This is a genomic window from Pseudomonas sp. MWU13-2862, from assembly GCF_023242495.1.
In the GTDB taxonomy this organism is placed as follows: Bacteria; Pseudomonadota; Gammaproteobacteria; order Pseudomonadales; family Pseudomonadaceae; genus Aquipseudomonas; species Aquipseudomonas gingeri_D.
Genome location: NZ_JALMEZ010000005.1, coordinates 205,265 through 229,020, shown reverse-complemented (window position 1 = coordinate 229,020; position 23,756 = coordinate 205,265). Strand labels below are relative to the sequence as shown.

The following is a 23,756-nucleotide window of genomic DNA, read 5'->3' as shown; positions in this document are numbered from 1 at the left end:
TTCAGTCGAGGGCGGATGCCTGGGGCTTTTTTGGCCAGCTCGGAATTTCCCGGCGCGCCCCCACCGGCAAGGCCTGGGCCGGCAGCTCACCCCATTGCCCCTGGCCCTCGCCGGGCTCGCTTGCCGACTGGGGCGCTGCCCCCGGATTCGAGGCCGGTGCCGAGGTTGGCGGCACACCTTCGCGACGACGATGGCGCAAGGCAAACTCGGCCACCGCCTCGATATCCTCCGGGGAGATCTGCCCGGCACCGCGCCAGGCCGCATGAGCCCGGGCGGCACGCAACCACACCAGGTCGGCGCGCATGCCGTCGACACCCGCCGCAAAGCAGCGTTCGGTAATCGCCTCCAGGGCCTGGTCATCCAGGGCGATCTCCGGCAGGCGTGCCCGGGCCTGGCGGCAGCGCTCGCGCAAGGCCTCCTGCGCCGGCGCCCACTGCTCGCAGAAACCTTGCGGGTCACTATCAAAATCCAGGCGCCGACGGATAATCTGCCCCCGCTCGCTCGGCTGCGGCTGGCCGCTGAGGGCTACGTTGAGGCCGAAACGGTCCAGCAGTTGCGGACGCAACTCGCCCTCCTCCGGGTTCATGGTGCCGATCAATACGAACCGCGCCGAGTGCCGATGGGAAATACCATCGCGCTCCACCCGATTGACGCCACTGGCGGCGACGTCCAGCAACAGGTCCACCAGATGATCGGGCAGCAGGTTGACCTCATCGACATAGAGCACCCCGCCGTCGGCCTTCGCCAGCACGCCGGGGGAAAACTGCGCCCGGCCTTCGCCCAAGGCCGCGTCCAGATCAAGGGTGCCCACCAGCCGCTCTTCCGTCGCCCCCAGGGGCAAGGTGACGAACAACCCGCTGGCCAACAGATCCGCCAGCCCACGGGCCAGGGTCGACTTGGCCATGCCCCGTGGGCCCTCGATCAGCACGCCGCCGATCTTCGGGTCAATCGCCGTCAGGCACAGCGCCAGTTTCAGGTCGTCGGCGCCGACCACGGCCGACAGCGGGAAATGCGGGGTATCGCTCATGGCTTGCACACCTCAGGAATCTTCTTCTATATCCAGCAGCAGGTTTTCCAGCGCCTCGCGGTACTCGCCGGGCTCGCTCCACAACCCGCGTTGCTGGGCTTCCAGCAAGCGCTCGGTCATATCCCGCAGCGCTGCCGGATTATGTTCGCGGACAAAGTCACGGGTGTCCGGGTCCAGCAGATAGGCATCCGCCAGCAACGCGTATTGGTGATCGTCGATCAGGCCAGTGGTGGCGTCGAAGGCAAACAGGTTGTCGACGGTCGCCGCCAGCTCGAAAGCGCCTTTGTAACCATGGCGCTTGACCCCGTCGATCCATTTCGGATTCGCCGCCCGCGAGCGGATCACCCGGTTCAACTCATCCTTGAGGGTGCGGATCTTCGGCAGGTCCGGCTGGCTGTGGTCGCCATGATAGCTGGCGGCCTGTTCGCCGCGCAGGGTTTCCACCGCCGCCAGCATGCCGCCCTGGAACTGGTAGTAATCATTGGAATCGAGCAGGTCGTGCTCACGATTGTCCTGGTTTTGCAGCACCGCCTGGACCTGGCTCAAGCGTTGCGCGAACTGTCCACGTGCCGCCGTGCCTTCATCCTGGCCGCCATAGGCATAACCGCCCCAGTTCAGGTAGACCTCAGCCAGGTCCTCGCGGCTCTGCCACAAGCGCCCGTCGATGGCGTTCTGCACCCCGGCGCCATAGGCCCCGGGCTTGGCACCGAAAATTCGCCAGCCGGCCTGACGGGCCGCCTGTTCCTTATCCAGACCTTCGGCTTGCAACTGCTCGCGCTCGGCGCGGACCCGGGCAGCCAACGGGTTCATATCCGCCGGTTCGTCCAGCGCCGCCACGGCCTGCACGGCCGCGTCGAACAGGCGGATCAGGTTGGCAAAGGCATCGCGGAAAAACCCGGACACGCGCAGGGTCACATCGACCCGTGGACGGTCCAGCAGGCTCAGGGGCAAGATCTCGAAATCGTCGACCCGCTGGCTACCCGTGGCCCACACCGGCCGCACGCCCATCAGCGCCATGGCCTGGGCGATATCGTCGCCGCCGGTGCGCATGGTCGCCGTGCCCCAGACCGACAGGCCGAGCTGGCGCAGATGATCGCCATGGTCCTGCAAATGCCGTTCGAGAATCAGGTTGGCCGACTGAAAACCGATGCGCCAGGCGGTGGTGGTCGGCAGGTTGCGCACATCCACGGAAAAGAAATTGCGCCCGGTGGGCAATACGTCCAGGCGTCCGCGACTCGGCGCGCCGCTGGGACCCGCCGGCACGAAGCGACCCGCCAGGGCATCGAGCAGGCCATTCATCTCCGCCGGACCACAAGCATCCAGGCGCGGGGCGACCACCGTCAGCAAGCCATCGATGATCAGCCGCACATCGGTCCACAACGCCGTGTCCGGCCAATCGATCCCGGCTTGCAACGCCCGCTCGATCAGTTGCCCTGCGTACAGTTCCAGGCGCTCGCGGCTGTCACCGGCGGTACGCCAGGTTTCCTCGCTGACGCCTTGCAACGACTCAGGCCGGGGCCCATTCCAGGGTTCGGCCAGGGCACAGTCCAACGGATCGAAGCCCATTTCAAAGGCCTTGGCCAAGGCCCGCAACAGGCTGGACTGGGCACCGCGCCCGTCGCCACGGGGAATCCGCAGCAAGGCCAGCAGCGTGTCGATGCGCAGGCGCCCGCTCGGCGATTCGCCGAACACATGCAAGCCGTCGCGGATCTGCGACTCTTTCAAGTCGCACAGGTAGGTGTCCAACCGGGGCAGCCAGATCGCCGCGTCGGCATCGCTGTCCAGGCCCGCGTCGAGTTGCAGTTCACGGTCGATCTGCGTCTCGCGCACCAGCTTGAGAATGTCACGCTGCAATTCGCGGGCACGCCGTGGGTCGAGCAATTGAGCTTCGTAGTATTCGTCAGCCAGCAACTCCAGATCCCGCAGCGGTCCGTAGGTTTCGGCTCGGGTCAACGGCGGCATCAGGTGATCGATGATCACGGCCTGAGTGCGGCGCTTGGCCTGGGCACCCTCGCCCGGGTCGTTGACGATAAACGGATAGATATTCGGCAATGGCCCCAGCAATGCATCCGGCCAGCACTGCTGCGACAGCCCGACGCCCTTGCCCGGCAGCCACTCCAGGTTGCCGTGCTTGCCGACATGGATCAGCGCATGGCTGCCGTAGGTGTGTCGCAGCCAGAAATAGAACGCCAGGTAGCCATGGGGCGGCACCAGGTCCGGGTCATGGTAGACCGCGCTGGCATCGACCTGATAACCCCGGGCCGGCTGGATGCCGACGAAGGTCAGGCCAAAACGCAGCCCGGCGACCATCATCCGCCCGCCACGGAACATCGGGTCCTGTTCCGGCCGGCCCCAGCGCGCGATGACCGCCTGGCGATTGGCCTCGGGCAGGCGCTCGAACATCGTCTGGTAATCGGCCAGCGCCATGCTTTGGTGACACGGCCGCAGGTCAAGGCTGTCGAGATCGTTGCTGACACCACCGAGCAAGGCCTGGATCAGCGCCGTGCCGCTTTCAGGCAAATCCTCGCTCAACGGATAACCCTGCTCCTTGAGCGCCCGCAGGATATTCAGCGCCGCCGCCGGGGTATCCAGGCCCACGCCGTTGCCGATCCGCCCATCGCGGGTCGGGTAGTTGGCGAGGATCAGGGCAACGCGCTTGTCCGCATTGGGCAGCCGTGCCAGATCGATCCAGCGACGGGCCAGTTCGGCAACGAAATCCATGCGTTCGGGCTGGGCGCGGTAGCAGACCACATCGCTCTGGCTGCGCTCGCTGCGCCAGGCCAGGTCCTTGAAGCTGATGGGCCGGCTGATGATGCGCCCGTCCAGTTCCGGCAAGGCGATATGCATCGCCAGGTCGCGGGGCCCGAGGCCCTGCTCGCTGGCCTGCCAGCCGGGCTCGTTGTCCTGGGCGCAGATGGCCTGGATCACCGGGATATCCCGGCGAAACGGCCGCAGATGGGGAGCCTCGGGGCTGGACTGGGCAAATCCGGTGGTATTGAGGATGATCGCGGCCGCCACCTCGTCCAGCAGATCCTCCACCACACTCAGGCAAGCGGGCTCCTTGAGACTGGCCACGGCAATCGGCAAGGGATTGAGCCCTGCCGCCTGCAAGCGCTGACAGAACACATCGACGAAGGCGGTATTGGCCGCCTGCAAGTGCGAGCGGTAGAACAGCACCGCCGCGACCGGTTGCCCGGCCTGCCAGTCGGCACGCCAGGCAGGCAGTCCGACGCTGCCATGGCGAGGATGATAGATCGCCGTGCGCGGCAAGGGTTGCGGCTCGGCCCAGGAGTAGTCGCGCCCCAACCAAAGGTTGGCGAGACAGCGATACAGGTCCAGGGCATTGCCCATGCCGCCCTGGCGCAGAAAATGCCAAAGCCGCCGGCCTTCCTCGGCGGGCACCGTGCTCAGGTCGCTCAGTTCCGGGTCCGGACGGTCGTCCCCCGGTACCAGGATCAGGGTCACCCCGCGCTCGGCCAGTTGCACCAACCGCTCGATACCGTAGCGCCAGTAACCGATCCCACCGTGCAGAGACAACAGAATGACCCGGGCGTGTTGCAGCACCTGGTCGAAATAGAGGTCGACCGAGGCGTGGTTCTGCACCTGCATGGGGTTGGCCAGGCGCAGACTGGGGTAATTTTCAGGCAGTTGCCGCGCCGCTTCGGCGAGCAATGCCAGGCTTGAGTCGCCGCTGCAGAGGATCACCAGCTCGGCGGGGGTTTGCCCCAGGTCGGCGATATTGTCATCCGATACAAAACCGCCGGGCTGGGTCCTGAGCAGATGCATGGGTCAGACAGTCAGCGCGGCGCGCAGGGTCGATTCGAGCAGCGCGGCATCCAGTTCCTGGCCGATCAGCACCAGGCGGGTGACACGTGGCTCGTCCGCCGTCCAGGCGCGGTCGAAATGCTTGTCGAAACGGCTGCCCACACCCTGGATCAGCAGGCGCATCGGCTTGTTCGGGATCGCGGCGAAACCCTTGACCCGCAGGATACCGTGCTTGACCACCAGTTGCGTCAGGGCGTCCAGCAGCAGACTTTCATCGGCTTGCGGCAGTTCGAGGGAGATCGAGTCGAAGGCATCATGATCGTGGTCGTCATGATCGTCATCGTGGTGGTGGTGATCATGGTGGCTGTGGCGACCGTCGATATGCTCCTCGGAACCGGCGCCCAGGCCCAGCAGCACGTCCAGGGGCAGGCGACCGCTGCTGGCTTCGATGACTTTCACCGCCGGCGGCAGCTCCTCGGCCACTTCCAGGCGCACCCGGGCCAGGTCTTCAGGGCTGATCAGGTCGGCCTTGTTGAGAATCACCAGGTCGGCGCTGGACAGTTGGTCGGCGAACAGCTCGTGCAGCGGCGATTCGTGGTCCAGGTTCGGGTCGAGCTTGCGCTGGGCATCCACCTGGTCCGGGAACGCGGCGAAGGTGCCGGCGGCCACGGCCGGGCTGTCGACCACGGTGATCACCGCATCGACGGTGCAGGCACTGCGGATTTCCGGCCACTGGAAGGCTTGTACCAGGGGTTTGGGCAGCGCCAGGCCGGAGGTTTCGATAAGGATATGATCGAGGTCGCCACGGCGCGCCACCAGTTCGCGCATCACCGGGAAGAATTCTTCCTGGACCGTGCAGCAGAGGCAGCCGTTGGCCAGTTCATAGACACGGCCATTGGCTTCTTCTTCGCTGCAGCCGATGGAGCACTGCTTGAGGATCTCGCCGTCGATGCCCAATTCGCCGAACTCGTTGACGATCACCGCGATGCGGCGGCCCTGGGCGTTGTCGAGCATATGGCGCAACAGGGTGGTCTTGCCCGAGCCGAGAAAGCCGGTGACGATGGTGACGGGAAGCTTGGCCAGTGTTTTCATCGGATGCCCTTTGGCAAAGTGGCGGGCATACGGGACGAGAACCGCGGCCCTTGGGCGCGGATGCGTTCGCCACCGGATCACCCCGCCCGGTTGTAGTGAGAAACGGTGACGAGGCAGGTCTCCTGGCTTACGGTCTGGCGGTCGCGCTTGCTCTCGAAAGCAGGCGAACCGGCCGGGCCTTGCGCCTTCCCGCCCGTAGGCAGTGGCATTGCAGGGCTATCGAACCGTTTACAGTTGCGGGGGCAGCCGCGGCATACCGCGTTCCCTTCTTAGCTTCGGCCGAGCGCCGAAGAACCTCGAAGCTGCAAGGCTACGCAGTGCGCCGGGGCAGGTCAATCGCGAGCGCCGCTGTGGTTTAATTGCGCCCCTTTTCCCGCCCTGCCCGTTTCAAGGAATCCTGTTATGAACGCCACCGACATCACCCAGGTCCTGGTTATCGGTTATGTCTGGCCGGAACCGCGCTCGTCGGCCGCCGGCGGGCACATGATGCAGATCCTCGAAAGCTTTCTCGAGGCCGGCTGGCGCATCACCTTCGCCAGCCCGGCCGTTATCGGCGAGCACAAGGCCGACCTGGCGAGCCTGGGCATCGAGGAATGTCGCATCGAGCTCAATAACAGCAGCTTCGACAGTTTTGTCGCCGACCTGCAACCCGACGTGGTGCTGTTCGACCGTTTCATGATGGAAGAGCAGTTCGGCTGGCGCGTGGAAAAACACTGTCCCGGGGCCCTGCGGGTGCTGGAGACCTCGGACCTGCAAAGCCTGCGCGATGCCCGCCAGCAACAGCTCAAGGCACGCCTGAAAGACGATCAGGACCTGAATGACTTCAGCACCCTGTTCGCCCCCGACCAGCGGCAGATGTTCGAACAGATGAGCGCGACCGATCAGGCCCAGCGGGAAATCGCCGCCATCTACCGCTCGGACCTGAACCTGATGATTTCCGATGTCGAGTCGCAGTTGCTGATCGAGCAGTTCAAGGTCCCGGCGGCGCTATTGCACTGGTGCCCACTGATGATCGACATGCCCACGGCGGCGTACCGCGATTTCGATGAGCGCGCGCACTTTCTCAGCATCGGCAACTTCCGCCACGCGCCGAACTGGGATGCCGTGCTCTGGATGAAGACCACGATCTGGCCGCTGATCCGCCAGCAGCTGCCCACGGCCCAGTTGCATATCTATGGCGCCTACACCCCGCCCAAGGCCACTGCGCTGCATAACCCCGCCCAGGGCTTTCATGTGATGAACTGGGCCGAGGACGCCTTGCAGGTCATGGCCGCGGCACGGGTGTGCCTGGCGCCGCTGCGTTTCGGCGCCGGGATCAAGGGCAAGATCCTTGACGCCATGCTCTGCGGCACACCGAATGTCACCACCCCCATCGGCGCCGAAGCCATGCACGGTGAGCTGCCCTGGGCCGGCGCCATCGAAACCAGCGCCGTCGCCCTGGCGCAATCGGCCGTGCGTCTCTACCAGGACCGTGCGCTGTGGCAGCAGGCCCAGGCCAACGGCCAGGTGCTGCTCGCCGCCCGTTATGAGCGTCGGGTCCACGGCCCGGCGTTGATTGCCCGGATCCAGGCCTGCCGCGAGGATCTGGCGGCCCACCGTCGGAACAATTTCACTGGGGCGATGCTGCGCCACCATCACCACAAGAGCACCCAGTACATGTCCCAGTGGATCGAGGCGAAGAACCGCGTCGACTGAGCCTCAGGAGGCACCGAGGAGCTGGCGGATCTCGATCAGTTGCGCCGGCTCGCCGGCCACCACCACATGGGCCGACAACGGAGGCAGTTGCCGGCCCTCCGGCGTGCGGCTGGGCCTGACGGAGAAGTTGACGGTAATCAGCGTGCCATCGGCAAAGGTCGAGCGTTGCAGCAGGCGATCCCCGGACAACACCTGGAAATCGTCCAAGGCCTGGCTGAACAGGCGCTCGTGCAAGGGCCGGAACACCTTGTCGTAGGCACTGATCAGCGGCAGGTCACGGGAAATCACCTGATCGTTCAGGTGATACAGCGGCGGCACCATGTACAGCAACTGCAGCAAGGCCGTGACATCACGTTCGCTGGAGAACTTCAGCGAGCCGTACTCCCAGTGATGGGTACTGACCAGGCTGTCATGCAGCGCTATCTGGTACAGCGGCAGGCGAAACTCGGCCGACGTCACGAAGCGCGCCACCTCCGGCTTGAGCGGGACCGCCTTGAAATACAGGTTGGGGGTTTCCGGCGGCCAATAACCGCCCAGGTAATAACGCGAGCGCTTGTTCTTGCGCATATCCGCGTCCATCCAGGCAAAGGGCTGGGTGGCAATGCCATGGCTGAAGGCGATGATCGGCGCATAGAAGGCCTGCCCGCCCTCGCTGCCCGTGACCAGGTCCAGCGCCTGGACCGGATACGCCAGGCGCCGGCGGCGCGCCTCGGCATCCTGCGCCTGGCTGGTTTCCCGACCCGGTGTGTAATCACTGAACTCGGGACCGGCGGCGTCGACATCGAGAAAATAGCTGTTCAGGCGCCCCGCCCGCGCCACGGCGCTGATCCGCCGCCGGGCATAGGCCTCGACGCTGCGCGGATTGACGAACACACCACGGCCATTGAAGCCCTGGACTTTCTTGCCCTGCTCGTCGGTATAACCGGCGGCGACCAGTTCATCGCCCATCTTCGCGGTCGCCCAACTGGCTTGCAGATTCGACGGATGCGCGCTGCCGTAACTGTCGTAGGCCGACACCAGGTAGCCGGCGGCCTTGGCCGCGTCCACCGCCTCGGGGTGCCAGAAGGCATCGCGCCAGTCATCGGCGCCCAGCCAGGCCCGGGCCAGACCCGCCCCCTGCAAGGCGGCAACGGTGTCCAGGGACAAACCACCACCCCAGCGCTCGGCCGGTGCCAGCAGATCACCAAAGGCCTCGCGCAACTGCTGACGCACCGTTTGCGCCCAGGCCACCTCGGCCAGGGGATCATGATTGCCGGGCAAGGGTGCCCGGGCCTCACGCCCGATCACCGCGAGCAACCCGGCATTGATCGCCCGGATCACCTGGATCCGGGCAAAAGGTGGGACCTGCCCAAAGGCACTATCGGCTTCACCCAACGCCAGCAGGAAGGCCTCTCGAGCCTTGAGCTCGAAGGCCCCCCAGAGCCTGGAGGCCAGGTGATCGCTGTCATCGCGGTGCTGGGCAAAAAAGCGCAGGAACTCCGGCCAGTGCAGGATATCGCCCGCCTTCAGCGGTCCGGCATCCCACAGATAGATATGCGGCGCGCCGCCCAGGCGGGCAACGTGGGGTTGAGTGTGGATTTTCTCGCGCAACGAGACGAACTGATCGTGATCGCGCAGCCACTGGCGGTACAGCCGTGCGCCGATCAGCGGTTCCCGCGGGCCGACGACGATGCGTACCCGGTAAGGCGCGCCGGGGGCCAGGCGATTGAAGGCATGGCTGAGGGTCGGCAAGGGCCGGGCGTTTTGCGCCTTGATGCCAAAGCTGGTGTTGAACGGCGTCTCGACGATCCAGGTGATGGAACAGTCCTTGCGCAGTTCGGTCCAGAACGGCATCGACAACACCCCATTGAGCCGGGCCGGCTGATAACGCCGCAGCAGCCAGTCGAGCCATTTCGGATCGTCGCTGGGGATATAGGCGCCTTCGCCAAAGGGAATCGCATGGGCTTCGATCGCCCCGTCCTCGACGGGCCTGGGCCACTCCAGCCGCCCCGGTTGTTCGGCCTGCACCGTGACCACCAGGGCATTCCCATCGACCCCGACCTCGATCCTGAAATCCTGGTCCGCCTGTCGGACCCGCCAGCGGTTACCGTCTCGCTCGATGACCTGCGCGTCCTCGTCGAAGGCCGCGGCGCTGAGCAAGGCCGGGAACCGATGTTCGTCGCTGTGGTGCAGGGACACGGCCAGGGTCGCCGGGTCGACGACAAAGGTCCCTGAACGATGAGGCAGGTAGACCTGGGAAGCCCCTTCGACGCTCAGGGCCAAGGTCCATCCGAGCAGGGTCAGCCAGATCTGCAGGCAGTGACGATCATTCATCCACCGCGGCGGCATGACCTTCATGTTGTCCTCATCGATTCAGGTGTGTAAACCGATGAACCTTAACTGACCGAGGAGAAAAGACCCTGTAGTCCGCTTCTCCTCAAGTCGAGTGAAAGCACTAAAAATCTGTGGATGTGGGAGCGGAGCTTGTCGGATCGCCGCACCGCCGCGAAGCTTTCAGCGGCCTCACGGGCCCCTTCGCGGCGGTGCGGCGATCCGACAGGCTCCGCTCCTACAGCGGCCGGCGCAACAGGTAACAGTCCATGATCCAGCCTTTGCGCTTGCGCGCGGCTTCGCGCACACGGCGAATCCGCTCGCCCACCTCGTGGAGCTTGCCGGCCACCAGCAGCTCGTCTTCGGTCCCCAGGTAGGCGCCCCAATAGATTTCCAGGTCCTGGTCGGCGAACTGGCTAAACGCGCAGCGGGCATCGAGCATGACCACCACATTGTCCAGATCAGCCGCTTCCAGCCGTCGCCCGGTGGTGATCAGCAGCGGCTCGCCGATACGATTCAGGGCAATCCGATGCTGCGCGGCCAGCACCTGGATACTGCTGATGCCCGGAATCACCTCGACGGCAAACGCCGGACCGCCCAGCGCACGGACCCGCTCAAGGATTCTCAGGGTACTGTCATAGAGCCCCGGATCGCCCCAGACCAGGAACGCGCCGCACTCATCCTCGCCCAGCTCCTCGTCGATCAGCCGCGCGAACAGGGCCGCCCGTTGTCGATGCCAGTGCTCGACACCCGCCTCGTAGGACGCCGCCGAGTCCTCGCGCACCGGATCGCTGACCTGGACCTGTCGGCAACCGGGCTGCTGGATGTAGCGTTCGCAGATGTCCTTGCGCAAATTCAACAGATCGTCCTTGGTCTCGCCCTTGTCCAGCAGGAACAGCACCGAGGCGCGATTGAGCGCATTGATCGCCTGGACGGTGATCTGCTCCGGGTGGCCGGGGCCCATGCCGATCAGCAGAAGGGTTTTCATGACTGGCGCTCCGGTTGTCTGACGCCTGGCACGTCCCCCTCTTGGGTACGGCGCAACTGGCGCGATGGCAAGGATGAGGGCATTATCGGAAAGCGCCCACAACAAAAAACGACAAGTAGCCAGGCATGACCCGAGCAGCCCGCGTCACCGACCCCTCCTACGAGCTGATGGACGACCACAACGGCCTGTCGATCATCTATCGCCAGCATGGTTTTCCCTGCCCCCTGGTCCGTTGGCATTTCCACAAGGAATACGAACTGCACCTGATCGTCGCCAGCTCCGGCAAGGTGTTCATTGGCGATTATATCGGCAACTTCTACCCACAGACCCTGTTCCTGACCGGCCCCAACCTGCCCCACAACTGGATCAGCCAGGTGGCCGAGGACGAAGTGGTGCCCAAGCGCGACATGCTGGTGAACTTCACCGACGAGCTGTTCGAAAGTGGCCATCTGGTGTTCGCCGAGCTGAAAACCCTGACGCCACTGCTGGAACGGGCCCAGTACGGCATCGAGTTCCGTTGCCAGCACACCGTGCGCCAGGCCACGACCTTGATGCAACGTATCGCCGACTCCCAGGGAGTCACCCGGCTCGGTCACTTCCTGATCCTGCTGGAGCTGCTCGGCAACTGTGACGATTACCAGTTGCTGTCGGGTGTTACCACACCACAACTGGCCGACGAGCACAATATCGACCGCACCAACCGGGCGGTCGACTATATTTTTGCCCACTATGCCCGGGAGCTGCCGCTGGAAGAAGTGGCCGAGTACCTGGGCATGAAGCCCACCTACTTTTCCCGGGTGTTCAAGCAGGCCACCGGCCGTTGTTTCGTCGAATTCGTCAATCGCCTGCGCATCAGCAAGTCCTGCGAATTGCTCGCGGACGGCGACAAGCCGGTGACCGATGTCTGCTTCGAGTCAGGCTTCAACAATATCTCCAACTTCAACCGCCGCTTCCAGCAACTCAAGGGCATGACGCCCTCGCATTACCGGCGTCTGGCGGTACAGCGCCTGACGGAGCAGAACCACGGCTGAAGCCGTGGTCGGCAGGTTACGCCAGGGCGGCAAAACCACGCTGCAAGTCTTCAATCAGCGAAGAAACCGCCTCCAGGCCGATATGCAAGCGGATCACCGGGTGCAGTGTCGGCTCGGCAAATTGCCGCTCGCTCACATCCACCACGGTCACCAGGCTTTCATAGCCGCCCCATGAAGCCCCCAGCCCGAACAACTGCAACGCCCCGATAAAGCGCTCCAACTGTCCGGGATCGGCGTCAGCGAACTCGAACGACAGCAGCCCGTTGCTGCCACCGAAATCCCGCACCCAAAGCTCATGATCCGGGTGCGTGGACAAGGCCGGATGGAACACCTGGCGCACCTGTGGCTGCGCCTGCAACCAGCGAGCAACTTCCAGCGCCTGGCGTTGATGCACCTCCAGGCGCGCCGCCAGGGTCCGCGCACCGCGCAGCACCAGGTAGGCATCATCCGGGCTCACCGTGTTGCCAAAGCTGTCGCTCATCCGCGCCAACGCCGGCCAGGCCGCCTCGGTGGTACAGACACTGCCCATCACCACGTCGCTGTGACCGCACAGGTACTTGGTCAAGGCCATGATCGAGATATCCGCCCCCAGGACCAACGGCCGGTACTGGTAGCCCGAACCCCAGGTGTTGTCGACCGCCAGCAGGATACCCCGTGGCTTGCACAAGGCCGCGATGGCCGGCAGATCGTTCAGTTCGTAGAGCAGGGAACTCGGCGACTCGCAATAGACCATGCGGGTATTGGCCTGCAGACGCGACTCGATATCCCGGCCGTCCGCCGGGAAATAACCGACCTCGATGCCAAAGGGCGCCAGGAACTCCTTCGCCAGGCGCCGCACCGGGAAGTAGACGCCATCGGTAATCAGCACATGGTCGCCCGGACGCAGATAGGCCAGGAAGGTCTGCGCCACCGCCGCCAGCCCGGTTCCGAACAGACGCGTGCGATGGCCGCCTTCCAGCTCCGTCACCAGGTCTTCCAGGGCAAAGGCCGTGGGATTGCCCCGAGCGCCGTAGCTCAGGACCCGTTCGCTGTCGCGGCGACGGCGGGCGTCACGCATATCCGCCAGGTTGTCGAACAGCACGGTGCTCAAGCGAGTGACCGGCACGTTCACCGAACGCGGGCCGCTGCCCTTGAGGGTACGGGCCGCGTGAACCAGCCGGGTCCGCACATCCACGGGGGCCTTGGCCGGTGCCAGCGGTTTCAGGCTGGCGATTTCCGCCGGGGTCATCTGCGCCAGCAGGCCGGTTTCCCAGGCCAGGTACTGGCGTGCCGCGTCCTTGTTGCCGGAATGGCGGTCGTGGGTGAAAAACAGGAAGTCGATGCAACGCTCGTCAGGCAACACCGACGCATCGTTGACCAGCGTCAGCCCGGCCGCTTGCCAGGCCGACAGGTCCGCGCTGGAAAACCGCACCTGTTGGCGCTGGGCCTCGGGCAGTTCCAGGGCCGCCAACTGCGCCACGGCGATATCGTCCGCCAGCAGCACCAGGGGCCGCTCTTCGCCCGCGACTTCAGCGGCGAGCAACGAGCGGATCGACCAGCGCGAACCGGCCAGATGGGCCTTGCGAAAGACCATGCTCGGACGCAGGTCGATCAGCACCAGCGCGTCTTCGGCCAGTTCACGGGACAGCTCCTGCGCCTCAAGCGCGGGCAACTCGGGCAATGGCAAGGTGCCCGCCAGCGGCAAGCGCAAACCGCTATACAACCCGTCTTCCAGGACCCGGGCATCGTGCCCCAACTGGCGCAACCAACTGGCAACGATGGGTGCGCGCACGCCATCGTCGTCGAACACCACCACCCGCGCCTGGCGCACACCGATATACAAATCGGTGGCCTGGATCAACTGGCCTCCCGGCGTGTGTTGCGCGCCCGGCAGGCTGCCGAGACCGAACTCCTCGGCACTGCGCACATCGCAGAGGAACAAACTGCCGTCACCCGCTTGTGCCCAGGCCGTGACCTGGGCCGCCGTGACCGTCGGCACCTCGGCACGCCGGGCCAGCGTGCGGGCCGCCTCGCGCTGCTGCTCGATACCCACCGGCGGCGCCACATCGCTGTAGCGTCGGGTACTGCCATGCTCCAACTGAAGATCGGCCAGGAACCAACCTTGCGTGCCGTTTTCCAGGGCATAAACCGGGTTTTTCACCCCGAGATTGATCAGCGTCTGGGCCCCGATAATGCTGCGGGTGCGCCCGGCGCAGTTGATCACGATCGGCGTCGACTCGTCCGCCACCAGGTCGTGCAGGCGATAGCCCAACTCACCATTCGGGCAGCAGACCGAGCCCGGAATGGTCATCTTGCGGTATTCGTCGAAGGGTCGGCCGTCCAGCAGTACCAAGGGTTCGCCCCGGGCCTGCCAGTCAGCCAGTTCGGTCGCGCTGATATGCGGCGTATGACAGGCTTCTTCCACCCATTCGCCAAAGGCCTTGGACGGCACATGCACGCCGGCGAACAACTGCAGGCCCGCCGCCTGCCAACCGTCGGCACCGCCCTGCAGCACATGCACCTGCTCATAACCCAATGCCTGCAGGCGTTGCGCGGCACGGGCAGCCAGTTCGCCGCCATCCTGGTCGTAGATCACCAACCGCACTCGCGGCTCGGGTGCCAGACGACGGACCTCCAGCTCCAGGCGGCTATAGGGCAAATGCACCCCGTGAAACAGATGGGCCTCACCGTACTGACCGTGCTCACGCACATCGAACAGGGCGATTTCCCGTCCGTCGAACAGCCATTGCTGCAACTGTGCCGGTGTAATGGTTTTACTCACATAAACCCCGCTTTCCAGTGAAGAGCTCATTCCAGCACCAACGAGCGCTCGCCCGCGGCCAGTTCACGGCCCCTGGCGTAGGCACGCTGCACCGCCGGACGGGCCTTGATGCGTTCGCGCCAGGCGTTGATCGCCGGGTAGTCGCCCAGGTCGAAACCCTGCCGGGCGGGCTGGATCCAGGGGAAGATCGCCATATCGGCAATGCTGTATTCACCCGCGACAAAGTCCTGCAGGGCCAGGCGTCGCTCCAGTACTTCATACAGCCGGGTGGCTTCGCCCTGCAGCAGGTCGAGGGCAAAGGGAATCGGCTCCGGGGCCTTTTCCCGGAACAGCTGCCACTGGCTCAGGTACGGCGTGATATGCCCCACCTGCCAGAATAGCCACTCCTGCACCCGTCGCCGCTCGCGACTGCCGGCCGGCGGGAGGAACTGCCCGGTCTTGTCGGCCAGGTAGTTGAGAATCGCCCCGGATTCGAACAGGCTCAACGGCTCGCCGTTGTCGGCCGGCCGGTGATCGACAATGGCCGGAATCCGGCCATTGGCACTGATCTGCTGGAACGCCGCTTCACGCTGCTGACCCTGGCGGATGTTCACCGGCAGCAGGCGATATTCCAACCCCAGCTCTTCGATCAGAATCCCGACTTTCAAGCCATTGGCCGTCGGCCAGTAATGGAGGTCGATCATGCCGCGTAGGCCTTGATCGAAGGCGCCATCTGCGAAGCGTTGTAGTTGAGGATACTGCCGTCGTCCTGCACGCCATAGCGACCATTGAGGGATTCCAGCGGACGCCCGTAGAGATGGAAATGCAGGGTCGCCTGCTCGCCATCGACACGGATGCTGTGCAGGTCTTCACCGAGGAAAGCGATGGAGGTGCCCGGCTGGACCACCACTTCGCGCTCAAGCTTGAGCTCGGCACGCCGAGGGTCGCTGCCGTCGTCACCGCGGGCATAGACGCGGTTGAGTTCCTGGCCCTCGACGGCACTGATCACCGCCCAGGTTTCGTGGTTGTGGGCGATGGTGTTCTTGCCCGGCAGCAGCGAGTTGAGGTACAGGGTCGGGGTCTCGCCATCGTCGTTCAGGCGATAGCGGAAGGCGGTACTCCCCTCACCCGCCACCGGTGCCGGAAAGGCTTCGAAGTTGAACAGGTCGCGGCGCTCGGCAAGGTCTTCCAACAGGGCGACGATCTCTTGCAAAGCGGCACGGTCAACACCGCGCTGATGGATGGCACGGATTTTCACCAGGAAAGATTCGATCACGTTGGCGCGTTCGGTGGTGCTCATGGGCAGGCTCCTTATCGGGTGGATCACGGTCAGACGGACAGGCTGTAGCGGCTGATATTGCTCAGCAAATACGGGTCGGGTTGCAGGTGGCGACGGCCGGCGTCGCCCAGGGCATGCCGGAGGAATTCGCGGGTGCGTTCGCTTTGCGGCTGCTGGAACACCTGGTAGGCGCTGCCGGATTCGACGATCAGACCGTTTTCGGTGAAATACACCTGATCGCTGATCTCCTCGGCAAAGCGCATTTCATGGGTCACCAGCACGCAGGTCATGCCCTCTTCGGTCAGCTCGCGAATCACCGTCAGTACTTCGCCGACGGTTTCCGGGTCGAGGGCCGAGGTCACTTCATCGAACAGGATCAGTTCCGGGCGCATGGCCAGGGCCCGGGCAATCGCCACCCGCTGTTGCTGGCCGCCGGACAGTTGTCCGGGAAAGGCGTCGACCTTGTGCTCCATGCGCACTTTGGCGAGCAACTGCCGGGCCTCCTTTTCGGCGTCGGCACGGCTGCGGCCCAGCACCTTGCACGGGGCGATCAGCAGGTTGTCCAGCACCGACAGGTGCGGGAACAGGTTGTATTGCTGGAAAACGAAGCCGACCCGCTTGCGCAACTCGATCAGCTCGGCCTCGCGGTGCAGTTGGCGCACCTCGGTGGCGCCGACGCGAATGGTCCCGCGCTGGGGTTTGAGCAGCCCGGTGATGCAACGCAGGATCGTCGACTTGCCCGAGCCCGAAGGCCCGATGATGGACACTGCCTGGCCACGCTGCACATCAAGGTCGATGCCCTTGAGCACCGCGTTGGCGCCGAACGACAGGTGCAGGTCGCGCAGGCTGACGAGGGGTTCAGTAGAAGGCATAGCGTCGCTCCAGGCGTTGGGTCAGACGGGAAATCGGGTAGCAATAGACAAAGAACAACGCCAGCACGCTGAAGTAGATCAGCACGGTGAAGCCGGTGCGGTTGACGGTGTTGCTGGCGATCTGCGCGGTGTCGATCAGGTCATGCACGCCCACCAGCGACGCCAGCGCCGTGCCCATGGTGATCACCGCGTAGAGGTTCATCCATGGCGGCAGCATGCGTTTGAAGCACTGAGGCAGGATGATCGAGCGAAACAACTGGCCGCGACTGAAGGCCAGGGAGCGCGCGGCTTCCCACTGGGTGCCGGGAATCGAGCCGATGGCCCCGCGAAAGATCTCGGCGACGTTGGCACTGGCCGGCAGCGCCAGGCCGACGGTGACTTTCAGCCAGTCGGGAAACGGCAGGTAGGTGCCGCCGATATGGATCTCGAAGGGAAACACGTAGGTGGTGAAGTAGATCAGCACCAGCCAGGGCGCGTTGCGAAACAGCTGCACCCATAGCCGTGCCGGCAGGCGCAGGATCCGCAGCGGCGACAGCCCCAGCGCACCGATCAGCAAACCCAGCAGCGAGCCGATGACAATCGCCAGCAGGCTGATCAGGATATTCTGCGCAAAGCCCACGGCCAGCGCCGGCGACCATTGCCACAAGGATTCAATGACCATAACCGGGCATCCTCAACCGCGCTTCCAACGCCCGGCCCACACAGTTGACGATAAAACTCAGTATCCCGAAAAAACTCAGCATCAGAATCATCAGTTCCAGCACGTTGTCGCTCTGGGTCCAGATCATGATCGAGGCGTAGGTGATATCACCGACGGCAATGGCCGAGGCCACGGCGGTCATCTTCACCAGGTCGATCAGGTTGTTCACCAGTGACGGCAGGGCAAAGCGCAGGGCCAGCGGCAACTGCACATTCCACAGCAACTGGCGACGACTGAAGGCCAGGGAACTGGCGGCCTCCATTGTCACCGCCGGCACCGCCTCGATCCCGGCGCGCAGGGCTTCGGCATGGAAGGCGCCCTTGTGCATGGAAATCACGATCACCACCCAGGCAAACGGCGTCAGCGGGTTGGCCGCGCCCACCGCCTGGGTCAGCAGCATGTTCAGCACCAGGAAGGCGCAGTAGAGCTGGACCAGGGTCGGCGTATTGCGCGTGACCTCGATAAATAGCCGCGCCGGACGCGACAGCGCCTTGTTCCCGCTGGTCAGCATCGCCGCCAGGGTGAGCCCCGCCAGCAGGCTGCCGATAATGGTCAGCACGCACAGCAGCAGCGTGGTCCAGGCCCCGTCGATCAGGCTGCCGCGTTGGTAGCCGTCCAGCAGGAAGCGGTAGTTGAGCCCCAGGTGGGCGGCCCACTGCACAAAGGTTTCCATCACGCCGGGCCCTCGCCCAGCCGGGCACAGGCGGCGGCAATCCGGCGGCCGGCCTCACGCACGCTGTCGGTGGCCGTGGCGATCGACAGACGGAACCACGGCGACAGGCCATAGGCGCTCCCCGCGACCCCGGCGACGCCCTCCTCCAGCAGATAATCCACCAGTTCGTTGTCGCTGCCGATGACCTGGCCGTCCGGGCGCAGGCGGCCGATCAGGCCGGCACAACGGACAAAGACGAAAAAACCGCCCTCGGGTTGCAGCACTTCGAGCCCGTCGACTTCGCTCAAGGCGGCCACCAGTAGATCGCGGCGCTCCTGATAGGCCGCCACTTGCGGCTTGAGGAAATCCAGCCCGCCTTCATAAGCCGCCAGGGCCGCCGCCTGACTGACCGACGAAGCACCGGACGCCGATTGCGACTGGACCACGCTCATGGCCGTGGTCAGTGCCTGGGGACCGGCGCCAAAGCCGATGCGCCAGCCGGTCATGGCATAGGTCTTGGACACCCCGCCCACCAGCAGGCAGCGCTCCTGCAGATCCGGCGCGACATTGAGCAGGTTCAGCGGCGCCTGGCCGTCGAAACGAATGTGCTCGTACAACTCATCGAGCAGCACCAGCATCTGGGGATGGCGGCGCAGCACCTCGGCCAACGCACTCAGCTCATCGGCACTGTAGACCGCACCGCTGGGGTTGCCCGGGCTGTTGAGGATCAGCCAGCGGGTGCGCTCGCCAATCAAGCCGTTGAGCTGCGCCGGAGTCAGCTTGCAGCCCTGCTCCAGGGTCGAGTGGATAAACACCGGTTCGCCGCCATTGATCCGCACGCTGTCCGGGAAAGACGGCCAGTACGGCACCGGCACCAGCACTTCGTCACCCTCGTCGAGGGTCGCGGCGAAGGCATTGAAGATGATCTGTTTCGCACCGTTGGCGATCACGATCTGGGGCACGTCATAGTCGAGGCGATTTTCGCGCTGGAGTTTGCGCCGCACCGCCTCGCGCAGCGCCGGTACGCCCGGGGTCGCGGTGTATTTGGTCGCGCCGGCGGCGATGGCCGCACAGGCCGCTTCCTTGATATGCAAGGGGGTATCGAAATCCGGCTCGCCGGTGGTCAGGTCAAGCACGTCGCGACCGCCGTCGCGCAAGGCCGTGGCCCGGGACTTGGCTGCCGCATTGGCCGACAGCGACACCTTCTGCACCCGTTTGGACAGTCGAACAGTCATGGCAGCACCTTGCCTGGATTGAGCAACCCACGGGGATCGAGGGCCTGTTTGATTCGGCGCATCAGGTCCAGCTCCACCGGGCTCTTGACCTCGGCCAGCAACGCGCGCTTGCGTTGGCCGATACCGTGCTCGGCGCTGATGGAACCGCCGTGGGCGTGGGTATTGCGATGCACCAGGGCGCTGAGCGCCGCGTAGTGGGCCATATGCGCTTCGACCGGCTGGCCGAGGCGCGCGGCGACGTTGTAGTGCAGGTTGCCGTCGCCGAGGTGGCCGAAAGTCAGGTTGCGCACGCCGGGGAAATGTTCCTGCAACAAGGCATCGGTCTCGCGGACGAAGTCGGCAATGCGCGAGATCGGCAGCGAGATATCGTGCTTCATATTGCGCCCCTCGCGGGCCTGGGCTTCGCTCATGTTTTCCCGCAACTGCCACAGCGCGGCGCTCTGGGCCAGGCTTTCGGCAATCAGCGCATCGGCCAGCAGATTCAGCTCGAAGGCCTCGCCCAGCACCCGTTCGAAAGCATCACGGGCATGTTCGGCGCTGTGGTTGTCGGACAGCTCCAGCAACGCGAACCAGGCTTGCGGTGCCTGGGCGAAGGGTTGCGGGTCATCGGGAAATTGCTGGCGCAACAACGCCAGGCAGGCGGCGGACATCAGTTCGAAAGCCGTCAGGTCGGCGCCAAAACCGGCGCGGGCATGGGACAGGAAGGTCACCGCCTGCTCCAGGGAGTCGAATGCCAGCAACGCAGTGCTCTGGGCCTTGGGCAGCGGAAAGAGTTTCAAGGTGGCGGCGGTGATAATGCCCAGGGTGCCTTCGCTGCCGATAAACAGGTCGCGCAGGTCGTAGCCGGTATTGTCCTTGCGCAGACCGCGCAAGCCGTTCCAGATATCACCGTCGGCGGTCACCACTTCCAGGCCCAGGGTCAGCTCGCGGGTATTGCCATAACGCAACACACCGGTGCCGCCGGCATTGGTGCCGAGATTGCCGCCCAGGGTGCAACTGCCTTGCGCACCCAGGCTCAGGGGAAACAGGCGCCCGGCGTTACGGGCCGCGTCCTGCAGGTTCTGCAGGATACAGCCGGCCTCGACGGTGACGGTGTCGTTGTCGGTATCGATCTGGCGGATGCGGTTCATGCGGTCGAGCAGCACCAACACGCTGCTGCCCGTGGCGTCCGGAGTGGCCGCGCCCATCAGGCCGGTATTGCCACCCTGCACCACCAGCGGCGCACCATGGTGGGCGCAGACCCGCACCACGGCGGCGACTTCCTCGGTACTGGCCGGGTGCACCACGGCGACGACCCGGCCATGGTAGACACGGTGCTTGTCGCTGAGGAACGCGCTCCCGGCGATGGAGTCCTGGACATGGGCCGCGCCCAGCAGTTGTTGCAACTGCGCGAACAACCCACTCATGGGAGCTGCGCCAGTGGAGCCGCATCCTTGAACTGCTCATGCAACTGCAGCAGCGCTTGAGAGGGCGGCATGCCGGTGCGCTTGCCCAGCTCGATCAGCCAGCCACTGCGGTGCCAGTCACGGACAATCGCGTCGAGACGGGCCTGGATATCCTTTTCGCCCTTGCGCACCCAGATCACCGAATTCGACGGGATCAGGTCGGTGGGCAGCGGGATCTCGTAGCCGGACCATTCGGCCTCGTCGAGCAGGCTGTGCATGGTCGGGCTGACGTGGACCGCGGCCACGCAGCCATTGCCGCGCAGGGACAGCAGCGATTCGGACTGGCTGCGGAAGGCCTTGATCTGCGCGCCATAGACTTCCTGCAATGGCTTGGTGAAGTTGCTGCCCTGGGAAACACAGACCGGCTTGCCCTTGAGGTCTTCCCAACGGGTGATGCCGGCGCCCTTGCGAATCAGCGCCGCGCCGCCGACTTCTTCGTAAGGCGTGGGCACATAGTCGAGGATCTCGGCGCGTTCTTCGGTGAACTGCATATTGGCGATCAGCGCATCGACCTTGCCCTGTTGCAGGAACTGCACGCGGTTGGGTGCCAGTACCGAGACGCTTTCCAGCTCCACGCCGAGGCGCTGGGCCAGGCCCTTGGCGAGCTCGACGTTATAGCCTTGATGGGCACCGGTGGCCGGGTCGATGGTGCCGAACGGTGGACCGCTGAGGATCACGCCGATACTGATCTTGTGCCGCGACTGGATCTTGTCGAGGGTGGCATCGGCCTGGGCCAGGGAGGCGAAGAGCGCTAGGGCGAAGGGTAACAATCTGAGCATGTAGAGTATTCCTTGAATGCAACATCGGTCTGTAGGAGCAGGGCTTGCCCGCGAAGCTTTTAGCGGTCTTACGGACCCCTTCGCCGCAGTGCGGCGTCCCGACAAGCCATGCTCCTACAATGAACGGGGCTGCCTGCGAATCGGCGTGAGAATCAACCCTTGAACTGGTTATGCAACTCCACCAGCGCCGGCGACTTCGGCGAGATCTGATTACGGCTCTCGGCCTCGATCAGCCAGCCGCTGCGGTGCAGGCCCTGGACCACCGTGTCCAAGCGCTTCTGGGTATCGACCTCGCCCTGACGGGTCCAGATCACTGACGGGGCCGGGTTCAACTCCGGAGTGATGGCGCGATAGTCCTGCCACTCCGGGTTGCCCGCCAGCAGCGGATTGATCAGCGTCGCATCGTGGACCGCCGCCACGCAGTTGTTGCCGCGCAGTGCCAGCAGGGACTCCGAAGAACTCTTGAAGGCTTTCAACTGCGCGCCCAGCTCGCTCAACGGCTTGACATAGCTGCTGCCCTGGGAAGTGCACACCGGCTGCCCCTTGAGGTCTTCCCAGCGGGTGATCTTGCTGCTCTTCAACACCGCCGCGGTACCGCCGACCTTGTAGAACGGCGTCGGCACATGCCCCAACTGGCCGTCGCGCTCCGGCGTCCACTCCATATTGGCGATCAGCAGGTCAACCTTGCCCTGCTGCAGAAACTGCACGCGGTTGGCCGGCAGCACCGGCACCAGTTCGACATCAACCTTCAGGTCCTGGCCCAGGGCATTGGCCAAATCGACATTGAGGCCCTTGGGCGCCTGGGTCGACGGATCGATGGAACCGAACGGCCCGCCGGACAACAGCACGCCGACCACCAGTTTGTGGCGCTGCTCGATCTTGTCCAGGGTGGTATCGGCCTGGGCCGCAGCCACCGCCCCCAACGCCAGCACGGCGCCGATAAAAGCAGGAAGCAGGCGTTGGCCCGGTGTGCGCTTGAACGACATGACTATCCCCTCGATGGCAATCGGCGTATCCCGACCTTGTTGACCTGCATGCTAGGGAGCGCCAGGGACGAACGGAAATTCAAATATCTAATATTGTTATAACTTTCTGGTTATTAGCTTTTGAGAAAAACGGCATATCCCCTGTTTACTGGGACTTTCAGCGTTAAGAATAATTTAGGCTCGCCAAATACATCAGCATCTGTAATCTATTGGCGATCGCCCTTGATATGAATTCGAGCCGCCATGCCCTCTCCGACCCTGGATCTGGAACTGCTTCGCACCTTCGTCGCGGTGGTGGACCATCACAGTTTTGCCGAAGCCGGCCAGCACCTGGCGCGCACGCAATCGTCCGTGACCCAGCAGATGCAACGCCTGGAACAGCAGGTGGGCGTCAGCCTGTTCCAGAAACAGGGCCGGCAGAAACAGCTGACCGAGCCGGGGCGGCAGTTACTGCGTCATGCCCGGCAACTGTTGTCGCTGAATGACGAGGCGCTCAATGCCCTGAAGGAAAGCCACTTGAGTGGCGTACTGCGCATCGGTTCGCCCCACGATATCGCCGACACCATCCTGCCGCCGATCCTCAGCCATATCGCCCGCTCGGCACCGCGCCTGCGCCTGGAAATCGATGTCGGCCGCAGCCCCTACCTGATGGAAGACCTGCACCGGGGCAAGATCGACATGGTCATTTCCACCCGCGAAGACTCGCGCCTGCAAGGTTTTGCCCTGCGCACCTCGCCGGTGTGGTGGATCTGTTCGGCGCAGTACATCCATGTCCCCAGCGAACCGTTGCCACTGATCCTGGTGGAAGAACCGAGTATCTACCGGCGCTATGCCATGGAAGCACTGGAGCGTGAGGGGATTGCCTGGCGCCAGGCCTACCTGGCCTCGAACCTGATCGGCATCAAGGCGGCGATTCGTGCCGGACTCGGCGTGACGCCGCGCAGCATGGAGCTGCTGGGGCCGGATATGCGGGTACTGGGGGAAAACGATGGCTTGCCGCGCTTGCCGGATGTGACCTATCACCTGTGGATCCGCCCCAACACGGTCAATCCACTGGTGCGCCGGGCCTATGATCTGATTCGTAGCAGCCAGGGGTTGTAGGCGCTCAAGCGCTCATTCTCCACCTCCACCGCGCGATGACCGTCAGCCCGTAACCCAGG

General features: G+C 64.5%; 18 protein-coding genes and 1 riboswitch. Of the genes, 3 read left to right on the top strand and 15 right to left on the bottom strand.

Annotation, left to right across the window (positions count from 1 at the left end):
- Window position 1: 1 nt before the first annotated feature.
- From M5C56_RS11320 to cobW, 3 genes are read right to left on the bottom strand one after another with little or no spacing between them, the layout of a single operon-like run.
- Window positions 2–1,027, bottom strand: a complete 1,026-nt coding sequence (locus M5C56_RS11320; protein WP_103494230.1) for an AAA family ATPase — start codon at window positions 1,025–1,027, stop codon at window positions 2–4.
- 12 nt (window positions 1,028–1,039) lie between these two features.
- Window positions 1,040–4,813 carry a cobaltochelatase subunit CobN gene (gene cobN / locus M5C56_RS11315; RefSeq protein ID WP_103494229.1) on the bottom strand — a complete coding sequence of 1,258 codons (3,774 nt, stop codon included), beginning with the start codon at window positions 4,811–4,813 and terminating at the stop codon, window positions 1,040–1,042.
- 3 nt (window positions 4,814–4,816) lie between these two features.
- Window positions 4,817–5,884, bottom strand: a complete 1,068-nt coding sequence (gene cobW / locus M5C56_RS11310; RefSeq protein WP_103494228.1) for a cobalamin biosynthesis protein CobW — start codon at window positions 5,882–5,884, stop codon at window positions 4,817–4,819.
- A gap of 94 nt (window positions 5,885–5,978) precedes the next feature.
- Window positions 5,979–6,198, bottom strand: a riboswitch (cobalamin riboswitch).
- An 88-nt stretch (window positions 6,199–6,286) separates the two neighbouring features.
- Between cobW and M5C56_RS11305 the strand changes: the two genes are divergently transcribed.
- Window positions 6,287–7,579, top strand: coding sequence for a glycosyltransferase family 4 protein (locus M5C56_RS11305; protein ID WP_103494227.1), 1,293 nt, complete (start codon window positions 6,287–6,289; stop codon window positions 7,577–7,579).
- A 3-nt stretch (window positions 7,580–7,582) separates the two neighbouring features.
- Here the strand turns inward: M5C56_RS11305 and M5C56_RS11300 are convergent, their stop codons facing one another.
- The gene (locus M5C56_RS11300; RefSeq protein ID WP_247263131.1) at window positions 7,583–9,916 is read right to left on the bottom strand and encodes a glycoside hydrolase; all 2,334 of its coding nucleotides are present in this window, start codon (window positions 9,914–9,916) and stop codon (window positions 7,583–7,585) included.
- Between the two features lie 211 nt (window positions 9,917–10,127).
- The gene (gene cobF, locus M5C56_RS11295) at window positions 10,128–10,877 is read right to left on the bottom strand and encodes a precorrin-6A synthase (deacetylating) (protein WP_103494397.1); all 750 of its coding nucleotides are present in this window, start codon (window positions 10,875–10,877) and stop codon (window positions 10,128–10,130) included.
- A gap of 125 nt (window positions 10,878–11,002) precedes the next feature.
- Between cobF and M5C56_RS11290 the strand changes: the two genes are divergently transcribed.
- Window positions 11,003–11,908, top strand: a complete 906-nt coding sequence (locus M5C56_RS11290; protein WP_100943409.1) for an AraC family transcriptional regulator — start codon at window positions 11,003–11,005, stop codon at window positions 11,906–11,908.
- Window positions 11,909–11,924: 16 nt separating this feature from the next.
- Here M5C56_RS11290 and metC read toward each other — a convergent pair whose 3' ends face one another.
- The 10 genes from metC to M5C56_RS11240 all read right to left on the bottom strand — a co-directional run bounded on the left by metC (window position 11,925) and on the right by M5C56_RS11240 (window position 22,596).
- Window positions 11,925–14,669, bottom strand: coding sequence for a cystathionine beta-lyase (gene metC, locus M5C56_RS11285; protein WP_103494414.1), 2,745 nt, complete (start codon window positions 14,667–14,669; stop codon window positions 11,925–11,927).
- A 26-nt stretch (window positions 14,670–14,695) separates the two neighbouring features.
- Complete coding sequence (locus tag M5C56_RS11280) at window positions 14,696–15,352, bottom strand: glutathione binding-like protein (protein WP_103494398.1); 657 nt, start codon at window positions 15,350–15,352, stop codon at window positions 14,696–14,698.
- Complete coding sequence (locus M5C56_RS11275; protein ID WP_103494399.1) at window positions 15,349–15,948, bottom strand: cysteine dioxygenase; 600 nt, start codon at window positions 15,946–15,948, stop codon at window positions 15,349–15,351. Before M5C56_RS11275 ends, M5C56_RS11280 begins: the two co-directional genes overlap by 4 nt.
- Before the next feature lie 29 nt (window positions 15,949–15,977).
- Window positions 15,978–16,799, bottom strand: a complete 822-nt coding sequence (locus tag M5C56_RS11270; RefSeq protein ID WP_103494400.1) for an amino acid ABC transporter ATP-binding protein — start codon at window positions 16,797–16,799, stop codon at window positions 15,978–15,980.
- The gene (locus tag M5C56_RS11265; protein WP_103494401.1) at window positions 16,786–17,460 is read right to left on the bottom strand and encodes an amino acid ABC transporter permease; all 675 of its coding nucleotides are present in this window, start codon (window positions 17,458–17,460) and stop codon (window positions 16,786–16,788) included. The genes M5C56_RS11270 and M5C56_RS11265 overlap by 14 nt, the downstream gene beginning before the upstream one ends.
- Window positions 17,450–18,172, bottom strand: coding sequence for an amino acid ABC transporter permease (locus M5C56_RS11260; RefSeq protein ID WP_103494402.1), 723 nt, complete (start codon window positions 18,170–18,172; stop codon window positions 17,450–17,452). The genes M5C56_RS11265 and M5C56_RS11260 overlap by 11 nt, the downstream gene beginning before the upstream one ends.
- On the bottom strand, window positions 18,172–19,386 hold the full coding sequence (locus M5C56_RS11255; protein ID WP_103494403.1) for an aminotransferase class I/II-fold pyridoxal phosphate-dependent enzyme: 1,215 nt from the start codon (window positions 19,384–19,386) through the stop codon (window positions 18,172–18,174). The genes M5C56_RS11260 and M5C56_RS11255 overlap by 1 nt, the downstream gene beginning before the upstream one ends.
- Window positions 19,383–20,792 (bottom strand): FAD-binding oxidoreductase, encoded by a 1,410-nt coding sequence (locus tag M5C56_RS11250; protein WP_103494404.1) that lies wholly within the window; start codon window positions 20,790–20,792, stop codon window positions 19,383–19,385. Before M5C56_RS11250 ends, M5C56_RS11255 begins: the two co-directional genes overlap by 4 nt.
- Window positions 20,789–21,610: a transporter substrate-binding domain-containing protein gene (locus tag M5C56_RS11245; protein WP_103494405.1), complete on the bottom strand. Its 822-nt coding sequence runs from the start codon at window positions 21,608–21,610 to the stop codon at window positions 20,789–20,791. The genes M5C56_RS11250 and M5C56_RS11245 overlap by 4 nt, the downstream gene beginning before the upstream one ends.
- A gap of 152 nt (window positions 21,611–21,762) precedes the next feature.
- The gene (locus M5C56_RS11240; RefSeq protein WP_103494406.1) at window positions 21,763–22,596 is read right to left on the bottom strand and encodes a transporter substrate-binding domain-containing protein; all 834 of its coding nucleotides are present in this window, start codon (window positions 22,594–22,596) and stop codon (window positions 21,763–21,765) included.
- A 243-nt stretch (window positions 22,597–22,839) separates the two neighbouring features.
- Between M5C56_RS11240 and M5C56_RS11235 the strand changes: the two genes are divergently transcribed.
- Window positions 22,840–23,697, top strand: a complete 858-nt coding sequence (locus M5C56_RS11235; RefSeq protein WP_103494407.1) for a LysR substrate-binding domain-containing protein — start codon at window positions 22,840–22,842, stop codon at window positions 23,695–23,697.
- Window positions 23,698–23,756: the final 59 nt, after the last annotated feature.

Excerpts from the sequence above, each read along its gene's own strand:
- M5C56_RS11270 (WP_103494400.1), bottom strand. The coding sequence starts at position 16,799 with ATGCCTTCTACTGAACCCCTCGTCAGCCTGCGCGACCTGCACCTGTCG.
- cobW (WP_103494228.1), bottom strand. The coding sequence starts at position 5,884 with ATGAAAACACTGGCCAAGCTTCCCGTCACCATCGTCACCGGCTTTCTC.
- M5C56_RS11320 (WP_103494230.1), bottom strand. The coding sequence starts at position 1,027 with ATGAGCGATACCCCGCATTTCCCGCTGTCGGCCGTGGTCGGCGCCGAC.
- M5C56_RS11280 (WP_103494398.1), bottom strand. The coding sequence starts at position 15,352 with ATGATCGACCTCCATTACTGGCCGACGGCCAATGGCTTGAAAGTCGGG.
- M5C56_RS11290 (WP_100943409.1), top strand. The coding sequence starts at position 11,003 with ATGACCCGAGCAGCCCGCGTCACCGACCCCTCCTACGAGCTGATGGAC.
- M5C56_RS11260 (WP_103494402.1), bottom strand. The coding sequence starts at position 18,172 with ATGGAAACCTTTGTGCAGTGGGCCGCCCACCTGGGGCTCAACTACCGC.
- M5C56_RS11275 (WP_103494399.1), bottom strand. The coding sequence starts at position 15,948 with ATGAGCACCACCGAACGCGCCAACGTGATCGAATCTTTCCTGGTGAAA.
- M5C56_RS11255 (WP_103494403.1), bottom strand. The coding sequence starts at position 19,386 with ATGACTGTTCGACTGTCCAAACGGGTGCAGAAGGTGTCGCTGTCGGCC.
- M5C56_RS11305 (WP_103494227.1), top strand. The coding sequence starts at position 6,287 with ATGAACGCCACCGACATCACCCAGGTCCTGGTTATCGGTTATGTCTGG.
- cobF (WP_103494397.1), bottom strand. The coding sequence starts at position 10,877 with ATGAAAACCCTTCTGCTGATCGGCATGGGCCCCGGCCACCCGGAGCAG.
- M5C56_RS11235 (WP_103494407.1), top strand. The coding sequence starts at position 22,840 with ATGCCCTCTCCGACCCTGGATCTGGAACTGCTTCGCACCTTCGTCGCG.
- M5C56_RS11245 (WP_103494405.1), bottom strand. The coding sequence starts at position 21,610 with ATGCTCAGATTGTTACCCTTCGCCCTAGCGCTCTTCGCCTCCCTGGCC.
- M5C56_RS11250 (WP_103494404.1), bottom strand. The coding sequence starts at position 20,792 with ATGAGTGGGTTGTTCGCGCAGTTGCAACAACTGCTGGGCGCGGCCCAT.
- M5C56_RS11265 (WP_103494401.1), bottom strand. The coding sequence starts at position 17,460 with ATGGTCATTGAATCCTTGTGGCAATGGTCGCCGGCGCTGGCCGTGGGC.
- cobN (WP_103494229.1), bottom strand. The coding sequence starts at position 4,813 with ATGCATCTGCTCAGGACCCAGCCCGGCGGTTTTGTATCGGATGACAAT.
- M5C56_RS11300 (WP_247263131.1), bottom strand. The coding sequence starts at position 9,916 with ATGAAGGTCATGCCGCCGCGGTGGATGAATGATCGTCACTGCCTGCAG.
- M5C56_RS11240 (WP_103494406.1), bottom strand. The coding sequence starts at position 22,596 with ATGTCGTTCAAGCGCACACCGGGCCAACGCCTGCTTCCTGCTTTTATC.